The sequence below is a fragment of the uncultured Tenacibaculum sp. genome (assembly GCF_947502995.1).
In the GTDB taxonomy this organism is placed as follows: Bacteria; Bacteroidota; Bacteroidia; order Flavobacteriales; family Flavobacteriaceae; genus Polaribacter.
The window spans coordinates 57,741-70,078 of sequence record NZ_CANNBW010000018.1; the positions used below are offsets into that span (position 1 = coordinate 57,741).

Sequence of the window (12,338 nt, forward strand, 5' to 3'; positions counted from 1 at the left end):
AAACTAATCAAATCGTTTACGATATTGTTTACGGTAATTAAACTTTAATTTGTTGTCAAATATAGTAGAAAATACACATTTATATTGATTAATATATTTTATTTAACTTTAAAAGACTTATCTCACTATAAGTCTTTTTGTTATGAGTAAAATTCACTTATCAAAACTTTATCATAAAAATAAGAATCAAATTAAAGTTGATTTTGAATATGATTATAATGTAAAAGAATATATAAAGAAGTATCCTTTGGTTAAGTGGAGTAATACTTATAAAACATTTTATCTCCCTTTCTCTAAAGAGAATGCTAATAATTTTTGTATTTATTTACGTAAAAATAATTACCATGTTGATTTTAAAAAGTTACAAGACGGTTTCCCTAATTACAATTTATCTAAACAGTTAAATTCTGAAATTATTTCCTCTATTGATTTATTTAAAAGATGGCTAATTCAAATGAGATATAGTAATAACACTATTAAAACCTACATATCAATGATTAAACTTTTCTTTAGGTTTCATTCTCAAAAAGACATTGATAAAATTAACGTAAAAGATATTGAGTTATTTAACGATCAGTATATTATTAAAAATAATTTCTCTTCTACATTTCAAAATCAATTAATTAACGCAATTAAGCTTTTTTACAGCTATAACAACAACAAGCACTTAGATTTACAAAATTTAAATAGACCTAAAAAAAGCAAAAAACTTCCTGAAGTATTAAGTCTTGACGATATAAAACTTATCTTAACTTCTATTAAAAATGTTAAACATAAAACTCTTTTAAGTTTAATCTATTCTTGTGGACTAAGAATTGGTGAAGCTTTAAACCTAAGAATAAATTCAATTGATTTAAATCGGAAATTACTTCACATAAAATCTGCAAAAGGAAGAAAAGATAGGTTTGTTCCCATATCACTCACGATGATTGATCTTCTGAAAAAATATTTTTCTCTATATAACCCCAAATTATATTTATTTGAAGGACAAAAAAATGCAACATACAGCGCAACAAGTGCAAGACAAGTTTTAAAACGAGCTTTAAACAAAACTAACATTAATAAAAATGTTACACTACATACTTTGCGCCATAGTTATGCGACACACCTTCTTGAAAATGGTACAGATATTCGTTTCATTCAAGAATTACTTGGTCATAACAGTCCTAAAACAACAATGATTTATACACATGTTAGTACAATTAGCCTACAGAAAATAAAAAATCCTTTTGACGATTTCAATATTTAACTTTTATATTTGTTGTATAACCGCAACTAAATACGTCGATTTTATTCTAAATCGGGTGTATAACGACGTATTTTATGCGTATATAAACAAGTTGGGTGTAATTTGGAAAACTTACCAATTTTTGGTACTTTTGAGTAAATATTTGAATTATGAGTAAGAACACATCAATATCACTCGGAAATTATTTTGACCAATTTGTGAGCAGCCAAGTCTCTGCTGGACGATACAAAAACGTAAGTGAAGTAATTAGAGCTGGACTACGTCTTTTAGAAAACGAAGAAAGTAAAGTCATTGCTTTGAGAAATGCAATCCAAGAAGGAATTGACAGTGGGATTGCACACGATTTTGATCCAGAAAAACATCTTCAGGAATTAAAAGCTAGACATAAAAAGAATGGCTAAATATGAACTGACCAACAAAGCTGTTGAAGATTTAACTGGAATTTGGGAATACACAATTGAAAAGTGGTCTGAACAACAAGCTGATAGATATTATAACTTGCTATTAGATAGTTGTCAAGACATTGCTAATAATCCTGATTTAGGAAAAAATTACGAGGGAATAACCAATGACTTATTCGGACTTAAAACAAGCCGGCATATAATTTTTTACCGAAAACGAATTAACCTACCGATTGAAATTACGAGAATTTTACACGGACAAATGGATTTAAAAAATAGAATAACCGAATAAAAAACTACACCCAACAATGGCTATAAATAATTGCTTGGTTCGTGCCTACTCGGAAAATCCTACGGATTTTCCTCTGGTTCGTGAACTTTTGCTAAATTAGTAACTAAACCACGCAACTATCCATAGCCGAGACCGTTGCCAACCATAAGACCAAAAAATAAATAATTCAATTAAAAATCTATAAATATGAGAAAAAGTATCTCTGTCCTCTTAGTGATAGTTTTTTTTCAATCTTGTCAAAAAGAAGAAAAAAAAGACAGTGACATCTTAAGCAATACAAGTCCAAAATATGAAACGTATAATTATTCTGGATTTACTAAAGAAGAGATTTACGCATTCCACAAACATATTTATGAAGGTGGGAATTGGACTGTATATGGAGATACAGAGCGGTATTTTTATTTAAACTTCTCAGAAATAGGAAATCATTCACGTATACTCAAATCAGACACACCAAGAGTTCTTGAAGAAACGCCAAGAGATGATGTAAAAAATTTTATAACCACAACGGATTTAAAAAAAGGAGGTGGATTATCGTTAAACGACTATGTGCAGCAAGTAGAAGTTAATGGCTTAATTATAATTCATAAAGGCAAAATTGTTTTTGAAGGCTATCCGAGAATGTTTCCAACAGATTTGCATATTAATATGCTAATAACGCAAGTCTTTGTTAGTTCTTCAATTGCAATTTTAGAAGATAAAGGTTTAATCGATACTAGTAAACCCATTGATTATTACTTTGATGCCTTCAAAAACTCAGGTTGGGAAGGTGTACCAGTAATAGATATTCTTAATAATAGCTCTGGAATTGATCCGAGTTCAATGAAAATATATAAACCAAGTTATAACCCAATTAAAGATCTAACCACTGCAAAATCTGTTAAGCCTTCAGGAACAGAATACCAATTTTCGAATGCTGATGCTTTAGTGTTAACATTACTAGTCGAAAAAGCAAGTGGTCTTACCTTTCGTGATTTTGTAGAACAGGAAATATGGGACAAAATAGGCGCTGAACATAGCGCCCTTTTAGCAATCAATAAAAACGGAACCTCTCTTTCATATCTTGATGGTATGTCAACAACACTTCGAGATCTTGCTAGATTTGGTCTTTCATTTACGCCTAGTGGTAGAAAGAGTGCTAATCCAATCATTTCTGATGCTCACTTGTTTAAAATTCGAGATGTTAATAAAGACTTAGATAAATCAAGGGATTTGGAAGAAAAGAAATACAGCTGTTATCAATGGGGTGAAGTATATGAGGATGGCGATTTTTATAAGGGTGCGCATGGAGGTCAAGGTCTTTACATTTCTCCATCTAAAGATCTAGTCATTGCATTTTATGGAACTGCCAATACTGATCGTGAAAGTAATCAACTGCATATTATTGCTCGACAACTTTCTAAATCTGGACTTTTTGATCTTGATTAAAATGACCTGCAAAGGATATATTTAGTAGATCAAATATCTATACCTATAAGCATTTACTAATAAAGTAACCACTTGAATAGAACACAGAAAATAACGACGTCTAGAATAAAATAAAGGAATTTCAAAAAAATGAATAAAACCGCCTTACATCAAATTAAAGTTGAATTACGGTTGGCAACAAGGTGTATAAAACATAGCAGGTGAGTGCTAAACCCAAAGGTTTTTGCTTATTTGCAAAGACCGCCAAATTTTTAAATTTGGCTTTTATGATTGATAAGTTAAAAACAAAATATAAAAATTCGGCTTTGTGCTAATCCGAAAAGTACTTGTCTTTTTACACGCTACGTTTCATACACAAGACCGTTACCATACATTATATTTAAAAATTGAAATTTGAGATTAATCATTTACATATCTATTTTGAACTTTTTACTTGCTGGATGTTCAAATCCAAAACGGGATTTAATTATTGTGGAAAATGATTATGAAATTGATTTAAGTAAATTAGACTCTGTACGTGAAAATCTAAGAGGATTTTGGATTCATGAAAACAAAGTAGATTCTAATGAAATAATATGGTTAGAATTTATTGGTAAAAGCAACTCTACACGTTGGGAAACCATTTTCTATAACAAAGAAAACGAAAAGACTAAAACGCTTAACTACTTAACTTCCGCTCCTTTTATAGAACTAACAAAATTTGATGGAAAAACTATGATGAAATTTATAAGTTTATCTGGAAATGATACTATAGAAATTGAAAAATTGACAAAAACAAAATTGAAAATATATGGAGGAACTTACCTTAAACACAAAGGTTATGACTTTCTAAAAAATAATAAATGTAAAACCCATAACGTCTGGTAACAAAATGTATAGTTAATTGCTTGCGGATTTATTCCTTCGGACTAAATCTCGCAAAATCTAAAGTTTATCACCTTTTAATTAACTTTACAACTAAAAACCGCAAATAACAATACACAAAACGTTAGCTCTAATTGAAGAAAGATGGATATACATATAAATAATGATGAACCGGAAGCTTCACCGAAAAAAATTGAAGAACTAGAAAGCTTATTGGGTACTAGTTTACCTAATGAATATAGATCATTTCTTCAAAAACACAATGGTTGTACCATTTATCCCGATGTTCCAACAATAGAAGCTGATACTAATATGGGAGTATGGGCTGTTGAAAGGTTTTTGAGTGTTGAAGACTTAATTATGCAAAAACAGACCAAAGTAATGTATTCAGATAACGAATATATTAAAGAGTATGATGGTGAAAAGTATCCAATAAATATTGAAAAGCTACTAACCATAGCTATTGCGGAAAGAGGCTGCTATCACATCTATCTTGGTAATGAAGAAAAGGGGCAAATTTACGCTACTTGTTATTCGGATGGAGATGGATTAGTGAAATTTGACACTAACTCTTTTAATGATTTTATTGATTCTCTATCGTTTTATGATTTTGGTGATGATGAAATCGAAGAATATTCGCCTCCAAAACTAGAGAGATCTTCTAAAGTTTTTGACTATTTCCTATTCGATACTGTTCAAAATCCTGAATTAGGTTTTCAGCGGTTCAAAGAAGTCTTGAAAGAATATGGAGATCCTAATTTTCCCAAAGATGATGGATATAAAAACGTTGTGGAAACATATGTTCATAACCACCGATTTTTAAAACATATTCTTTCTCAAGGAGGAAAAACAGAAGGTTTATTAAACTCTTGTAATAACTATGAGACAATTCAATTATTGATTAGTGAATATAACGAAGATATAAACAAACCTTACAAAGGAAGGTTCCCAATTCATAACTATGCGACAGCAACATCAATGCACGATCATAAAGTAGGTTATGAATTGATTGATAAAATTTTAAAATCAAAAATTCACATTAATTTATCTGTAACTGATAGTAATGGAGTGGATATTAAAACAAAACTTATAAAACTGAATAAAGGTTACAATGATTATATTGATTACGATAAAAAAAGAGGAAACTACAACCCAGAAGATTGGATCTTCAGCGAAGAAATTGAAAAAATCATTAATGGATCAAATCATAAAGGTTGGTTAGGTAAATTATTTAAAAAATAAACTAGAGCTAACAAAGTGTATAGTGTATAGCACCCTTCAGGATACTACGACACCATACACAAAACGTTGTAGCCAATTAAACTGAATGCGAAAAACAGTCGAATTTATAGAAGATAGAATTAAGTGGAGAGCTTCTCAACATAATCTGCCGAATAAAAATGCATTTTTATTTGAGAACTTGACTGACGAAGTCAAAATGAAATACTTAAATCATTTTGACGAAAAAGATAGCGGAAAAATAATCTTACTATTTACGGATTCAAAGAATAATTGGACAGCATTGGGAACAAAAAGAATTATTGGGTATGATGGAACAAAACTCAACTCTGTAAAATTAGATGCAATTGAAGATGTGGATTCTAAAAATCGGAAAGAATATTTCGAAAAAGCAGAAGCTGGTGAAACTAAACTCAAAAAAATTAATAAACGCAACGAACGCGAATTGCTAGTCACTGAATTTGACGGGAAAGAAACGGTTTTTATTACGAAAAAAGGAAGTGACTTATTCTCTCTATGGAATATTATGATTATGATAACAAGATTAAATAAATAAACTGGCCACAACAACATATATGTGATCATAGCATTTAAGCGATCAATCGAAAGGTTGTTGTTTTTTTGGTAAGGCGCAATGCTTGCAAAAAGTTAAAGTTCGCAACCAATGCGCAGAAAAATCAAAAAGCGGGGTAACATTTTGCTCTGCTACGACACATATATTAAACGTTGGCAATAATTTTATAAAAATGGAAAAAGAAAAAATATCTGGATTTGAAACAATTGACTCAATAAAACTATATAATTTCTTGACTTTAAATCTTCCTGATTTGGTAACTTATAAAGATCTATATAATTTATGCCTATCTCTATTTTGTTCTCTGGATATTTTACCCGATCATTTAAGAAATTTAAAAATTGACAAAGATATTTTAGCTATAATTTTCAATAAAATTTCTAAGAAAAATAATTGGGCTGAGGAAATTGATAGTTTTTTAAAGCTTGAAAACAACTTTCCTGATCACGAAAAAGCAAAACTCTTAATTGGAATGGATTAAAACAATTGCCAACAAAATGTATAGTTAATTGCTTGCGGATTTATCCTTCGGACAAATCTCGCAAAACCAAAAGTTCAACTCTTTTAATTAACTTTACAAATAAAAAATCGCAAATAACAATACACAAAACGGTTAGGGCAAATTTGAAAAAGAAAAATGACTTTAGTAATATGTAGACAAGTAGAAGAAAAAATTTATATCGCATCTGACTCGAAAGTTACCGATAAAAATTCAGTGAGAAATAATCCTCTTACTGGGAATTTAAAATCCTTAATATTAAATCCTTTTCTGAGCTTATCATTTGCTGGAAATATTCATTATGCTGAAAAAATACTCGAGCTATTTTATAGTAATAAGATTTTTTCTTTCCAACAATTAATACTTGAATGTCTTAAAGCAAATATTGACTCAAATAATGAAACTGATTTTATAATAGCTTCTCTCGATAAGGGAAAAAGAATAATTATTAAAGTTTCTAATAAAAATGTTCTTCAAAACCAACAAAACGCTTGGATTGGAAATCAAAAAGCATTTAGTAAATTTCAAGAATATTATCATTCAGATCAAACCGATAAAAAAGAATCTTCAAAAATAAATCATGCTTTTAAACAAGTTATAAAAAATGAAAATATTGAAGATGTTGCTGATTTCTGTTTATCAATCGAAACAGTTTATCAAAAACAAATTAAGCAATACTGTTTTATTTATGAGATGAGTGGTGAGGTATCTTTCGCGCCTGCAGAAATTAAAATTACTGAACAAAATAAAAGTCAAATTCTTCCTTTTGGCGGACCAGAAAAAGGTGCCTTTCTAGCACTTTATATGAGGTCTTTCAATTTACTAAAACCTGCAATAGCAATTCACTTCCCAGAAGGAAAATTTGGAGTGTTATTTTGTCCAACTGTAAATCTTAATAAAGCTGAAATAATTAAAGAAGAAGATGGAGAAAAGTTTATGGATATAATTTCTGACAAATATGGAATAAACCTTGAAGGTTTAGTTGCAAAAGATGGTAATAGACTAACTATGATAATGAATAAAAAAAACATGCCCTAACAAGGTGTATAATTAATTGCGGCTGCATTTCCTCACCGGAAATTCAATCTTATTAATTATCTTTCCACTACATTGGAAAAGAACTCGCGTCCTTTTCCCGCAAAAAATCATACACAAATACGTTAGCCACAAGTAAAAACTAAAAATGAAAAAAAACATAATCTTTATTCTGATATTTATAACTGTGTACTTATCCTCAGGATTTATATCTGGTTATAATAACATTAATCATAAAGAATATGGAAAGAAATATAATTCTGAAAGAACAAAACAAGGAATTTCTGAAATACCTAAATCATTTATTCTAACTGAAAAACCGATTAATAGTTTCTTAGACTATTTTAATGCTGTTGGAATTTACTCGTTAGAATACACTACTAATATTAAATTAGATTCTGGACTGATAAAAAAAAGAATTGATGTTGACGAGACTACTATTGGAATAATTAGAGAATATAGTTTTTATAAAAAAGGGAATGATACTATTATAGACATTCATAATTATTATAAATAAAACCAGTGGCTAACAAAGTGTATTATTAATTGCTTGCGGATTTATTCCTTCGGACTAAATCTCGCAAAATCAAAAGTTCACCACTTTTAATTAACTTTACAATCAAAAAATCGCAAATAACAATACACAAAACGTTGGCTGTAATTCGAACCAAGGAAATGGGAAAAAAGAAGAAAAATAAAGAGAACTTTCAAAAAGATAATAATTGTCAAATACTCGCTTTAAAATCTAGAGAATTACTAACAGACCAAATAAATTCTGTTGATACAAATAATAGTAAAGCTGGAACTTTCATTTCAATTTCATCTCTTTTTATTCCATTAGCTTTTTCTTTGTTTGAAAAATTTGAATTGTCAATTGTTTGGATTCTAATATTTTTTATTCCAATAATTTTAAATTTAATAGGATTGTTTTTTTTAGTTAAAGCATTGTTTCCACGAAAAATTTATCATGGAATAAACTTTAATGAGTTTCAATCTTTAATAGAAAAATCAGAGGATGAAATTTACCTTTTTGAAATTGGAATAAACAGGGACTCATTCAATGACAACAAGATTACAATAAATGAACAAAACAAAAATTTGAAAACTGGATTAAGTATTATTTTTTTGAGCGCGGGAGTTTTAACTTTAATAATTTTTGTAAATTTATTAATTACAAACTGTAACTAAAATGGCTAAGAGTAATAATAACGGGAATTCTAGCAGCAACAATTCGAATAATAATTCAGGTAATAGCTCTAGACAAATTCCATCAACAAGTCCTTCTCAAAGATCTACTATTGATAAAGGAAAAAACGGAAATAATAGTACAAAAAAGTAAAAACTACAGCCAACAAGGTGTATAATTAATTGCGGCTGAATTTCCTCACTGGAAATTCAATCTTATTAATTACCTTTCCACATCAACGGAAAAGAACTCGCGTCCTTTTCCCGCAAAAAATCATACACAAATACGTTGTACTGCATTTAAAGAGCGAAATGAAAATTCTATCAAAATACATTTTAATTATATTATTACTGATGTCTTGTAATTCAATTACGGATAAAAATAACTCTACCGAACGATCAAAGTCAGATATAGAAATGCAAGAGTTAATTAGAATTTTAAAAGATGACTTAAAATATCACGAAAATATCAATTCTAAAATTACTAATCAGCAAATAAATAAGTTGGAAAATGATATGAATATTAAACTTCCTGATTCTTATAAAGTGTTCCTTCAAGAATTTGGAAACGGAGCTGAATCTCTATATCATATTGACCAGCCAATCAATGGTATAAATATAGAATTCGGAGCTATACATTGGATTGGAAAGTTTCGAAAAAAATTAGGTAAAGAAGTTCCCTCTGATGGTTTCGGCATTTATAAAAAAGATAGTTTATTATGTTTAATGACTGAAAACTCAAATGGTGGAGCTTGGGTGTGGTTGACTTCTCAATCAGATGAAAATGGAGAATGGCCTCTTGCTTTTTATAATATTAAAGATGGAAAATTATATTACAAAGTAAATAGTTTCAAAGAATGGATTCGAATAGCAACAAAATGCAAGAATGAAGTAATTCGAGAATTAGATAAGAAAAATAAATTAGGTTTAGGATAAAAAAACGCAGTACAACAAAGTGTATAGTTAATTGCTTGCGGATTTATCCTTCGGACAAATCTCGCAAAACCAAAAGTCCATCACTTTTAATTAACTTTACAAACAAAAAATCGCAAATAACAATACACAAAACGTTAGCACCAATAAAAAACAACAATGAACGAAGAATTAGAACAACAGTTAAATCTATCAAGTAGAAAAAGAAGAATAGCGGCATTTATGATTGACCATTTTGTGATGACATTCCTTATGGTTTCAATTGTCTTTTTAGCTCTCGGACCTAATTTTATGGATGAAAATAATATAGGAAAAATGACATCTACAATGTTAGCGGTTATGCTTCCTGGATTTCTACTTTATTTCGCTAAAGATTCAATTAAAGGAATTAGTGTTGGGAAGTGGATTATGGGAATTATGGTACGAGATGCTAATAATCCATATGATATCCCTTCTTTTGGCAGATTACTTGTTCGAAATTTGTTTATCCTAATTTGGCCAGTTGAATTTATCGTTCTTGCTTCAAGTCAAGAAAAGAAAAGGCTTGGCGACAAAACAGCAAAAACTATAGTCGTTAAAAACCCAAATAAACCTTCAAAACTACCAAGGATTTTAGCATTAGCTGGAGTTGGAATCGCCTTTTACACATTCACATTTTTATTTGTTGGTTCAGCTATGAAAAATTCTGACGCATATAAAGTTGCGGTACAGGAAATTGAACAAAATCAGGAAATATTAGATGAAACAGGTGGGATAAAAGGGTATGGAATGATGCCAACTGGAAGTGTAAATATTTCAAATGGAAATGGACAGGCTCAATTGGAAATAAAAGTTCTTGGGAATGAAAAAGATTTGAATATCAGTGTTTACTTGACGAAAGAGCCGAATGGAGAATGGAAACTCATAGAAATGAATAAATAAAGGTGCTAACACTGTATATGAAATCATAGCACCCTTCGGGATGCTACGCTTCATATACTCAACGTTGTACGTCATTAAAAAACAAACCATTGAAAAGAAAAAAAATAAAGATTTTTAAAATCATCTCTTTTTCCTTTATAGCCTTGTATTTAATTAATTGTGCTGGATTCTATTTTACTCAAGAAAAACATTTTTTTACCCCAACTAAACTTTCTGTAGATCATAAGTTTCATTCGAACAGAAGTTTTGAAGAATTAAATTTTAGAACAACAGATGGTGTAACTTTAAACAGTCTCTTATTTAAAGTAGACAATCCAAAAGGTCTAATATTTTATCTTCATGGTTCCGGAGAATCACTAGCTTCTCTTGAAAAGGGATCAGATATATACACACAACTAGGTTATGATGTTTTTATGATAGATTATAGAGGTTTTGGAAAAAGTGGAGGAAATATAACAAGTGAGAATCAATTATATGCAGATAATCAAATGTTGTATGATGAACTAAAAAAGACTTATGCCGAAGAAGACATCATTCTTGTGGGATATTCTCTTGGAGCTGCAATGGCAGCTAAATTAGCCTCTACGAACAGTCCAAAGCTATTAATAATGAAAGCTCCTTTTTATAATTTAAATGAAGCTATATCTAAAAGGGTGAAGTTATTAAGTAAGCTTTTTCCTTTAAATATGTTAAGCAAATACAGCTTTAACAATAATCAATTTATTCAAAAATGTAAAATGCCTGTTTTAATTTTTCACGGTACTAACGATAAGACTAACCCACACAGTTACTCTTTACAACTCCAAAATCTTTTTAAACCAAAAGATAAATTAATACTTCTAGAAGGTGAAGGGCATGACAATATTTCTAACAATCCTCAATTTCGAAAGGAATTAAAAATACTTTTAGGAAAATAAAAACGATCGTACAACAACATATATGTGATCATAGCAGCAAAGTGATCAATCCAATGGTTGTTGTATATTTATAAAGGTGCAATGCTTGCAGAATGTTAAAGTTAGCAATCAATGCACAGAAAAAACCAAAAACAGGGTAACATTTTTCCCTGCTACGACACATATATTAAACGTTGTACGCAAGCTGAAAAATGGAACGCATAGGAAAAATAAATAACAGAGATGTATTCTACATTTCGACAAAAGACAACTCGAATTGGTTGGATTTTCTTCCGACTGAAAAATGGGTTGTTTTTACCATTGCGGACAAGGAAAACAGAGAAATACTTCACGAAAGTACTGCTCGAATATTAGATAAAAACGTGACTTATACTTGTAGCGCAGGAGAACTTGCAGGATTGACTGAACAATACTTTGACGAGGAAATTGGTTGGCGTGGAGTTCAATTTGAGGAAAAAACTGGAAAGGAATACGACTATGAACTATCGCCTATGACAACTATGCACCAAAATTTTAGTGAAGGATTTTGGTTTTCAGGGTTTTGTGCATTTGATGGAGAAAAGGAAATTGATAAAATTGTATGCGTTGACTTTACAACTCGAAAAGTAAAAAAACATCTGACTGAATTGGTTGAAAAAATAAATAATGGTTGGTTACCAAGCGACGAAGAAATTGAAATGGCGGAATATGATAACTGACAAAAAAAGCCAGCGTACAACAATGTATAACCGCAATTACGGCGGATTCGACTTCGTCCGAATCCACTCGGAATTGCTAAGGTCAGTGCTTAACCGAAAATCA

Annotated in this window: 16 protein-coding genes; all 16 read left to right on the forward strand. The window is 30.0% G+C overall.

The window, feature by feature from the left end:
- The first annotated feature begins 142 nt into the window (after window positions 1-142).
- The 16 genes from Q1A46_RS15250 to Q1A46_RS15325 all read left to right on the forward strand — a co-directional run bounded on the left by Q1A46_RS15250 (window position 143) and on the right by Q1A46_RS15325 (window position 12,235).
- Complete coding sequence (locus Q1A46_RS15250; RefSeq protein WP_299680594.1) at window positions 143-1,249, forward strand: tyrosine-type recombinase/integrase; 1,107 nt, start codon at window positions 143-145, stop codon at window positions 1,247-1,249.
- 149 nt (window positions 1,250-1,398) lie between these two features.
- Window positions 1,399-1,650: a type II toxin-antitoxin system ParD family antitoxin gene (locus Q1A46_RS15255; RefSeq protein ID WP_299680597.1), complete on the forward strand. Its 252-nt coding sequence runs from the start codon at window positions 1,399-1,401 to the stop codon at window positions 1,648-1,650.
- On the forward strand, window positions 1,643-1,942 hold the full coding sequence (locus tag Q1A46_RS15260) for a type II toxin-antitoxin system RelE/ParE family toxin (RefSeq protein WP_066757883.1): 300 nt from the start codon (window positions 1,643-1,645) through the stop codon (window positions 1,940-1,942). The genes Q1A46_RS15255 and Q1A46_RS15260 overlap by 8 nt, the downstream gene beginning before the upstream one ends.
- 186 nt (window positions 1,943-2,128) lie before the next feature.
- Window positions 2,129-3,370 (forward strand): serine hydrolase domain-containing protein, encoded by a 1,242-nt coding sequence (locus tag Q1A46_RS15265; RefSeq protein ID WP_298767681.1) that lies wholly within the window; start codon window positions 2,129-2,131, stop codon window positions 3,368-3,370.
- Between the two features lie 393 nt (window positions 3,371-3,763).
- Window positions 3,764-4,237, forward strand: coding sequence for a hypothetical protein (locus Q1A46_RS15270; RefSeq protein ID WP_299680604.1), 474 nt, complete (start codon window positions 3,764-3,766; stop codon window positions 4,235-4,237).
- A 141-nt stretch (window positions 4,238-4,378) separates the two neighbouring features.
- Entirely contained in the window at window positions 4,379-5,476 is a 1,098-nt protein-coding gene (locus Q1A46_RS15275) for an SMI1/KNR4 family protein (RefSeq protein WP_299680607.1), read from the forward strand.
- Between the two features lie 85 nt (window positions 5,477-5,561).
- The gene (locus Q1A46_RS15280) at window positions 5,562-6,029 is read left to right on the forward strand and encodes a hypothetical protein (protein WP_299680610.1); all 468 of its coding nucleotides are present in this window, start codon (window positions 5,562-5,564) and stop codon (window positions 6,027-6,029) included.
- A gap of 190 nt (window positions 6,030-6,219) precedes the next feature.
- Entirely contained in the window at window positions 6,220-6,528 is a 309-nt protein-coding gene (locus Q1A46_RS15285) for a hypothetical protein (protein ID WP_299680613.1), read from the forward strand.
- A 156-nt stretch (window positions 6,529-6,684) separates the two neighbouring features.
- On the forward strand, window positions 6,685-7,584 hold the full coding sequence (locus Q1A46_RS15290; protein ID WP_299680615.1) for a hypothetical protein: 900 nt from the start codon (window positions 6,685-6,687) through the stop codon (window positions 7,582-7,584).
- 145 nt (window positions 7,585-7,729) lie between these two features.
- Entirely contained in the window at window positions 7,730-8,098 is a 369-nt protein-coding gene (locus tag Q1A46_RS15295; protein WP_299680617.1) for a hypothetical protein, read from the forward strand.
- Between the two features lie 29 nt (window positions 8,099-8,127).
- The gene (locus tag Q1A46_RS15300; protein WP_299680619.1) at window positions 8,128-8,769 is read left to right on the forward strand and encodes a hypothetical protein; all 642 of its coding nucleotides are present in this window, start codon (window positions 8,128-8,130) and stop codon (window positions 8,767-8,769) included.
- A 1-nt stretch (window position 8,770) separates the two neighbouring features.
- Complete coding sequence (locus tag Q1A46_RS15305) at window positions 8,771-8,920, forward strand: hypothetical protein (RefSeq protein ID WP_299680621.1); 150 nt, start codon at window positions 8,771-8,773, stop codon at window positions 8,918-8,920.
- Window positions 8,921-9,078: 158 nt separating this feature from the next.
- Window positions 9,079-9,702, forward strand: a complete 624-nt coding sequence (locus Q1A46_RS15310) for an SMI1/KNR4 family protein (protein WP_299680623.1) — start codon at window positions 9,079-9,081, stop codon at window positions 9,700-9,702.
- 156 nt (window positions 9,703-9,858) lie between these two features.
- Window positions 9,859-10,620: an RDD family protein gene (locus Q1A46_RS15315; RefSeq protein WP_299680625.1), complete on the forward strand. Its 762-nt coding sequence runs from the start codon at window positions 9,859-9,861 to the stop codon at window positions 10,618-10,620.
- A gap of 89 nt (window positions 10,621-10,709) precedes the next feature.
- On the forward strand, window positions 10,710-11,537 hold the full coding sequence (locus tag Q1A46_RS15320) for an alpha/beta hydrolase (protein ID WP_299680627.1): 828 nt from the start codon (window positions 10,710-10,712) through the stop codon (window positions 11,535-11,537).
- A gap of 191 nt (window positions 11,538-11,728) precedes the next feature.
- Window positions 11,729-12,235, forward strand: a complete 507-nt coding sequence (locus Q1A46_RS15325; protein WP_299680630.1) for a hypothetical protein — start codon at window positions 11,729-11,731, stop codon at window positions 12,233-12,235.
- The last annotated feature ends 103 nt before the right edge of the window (window positions 12,236-12,338 follow it).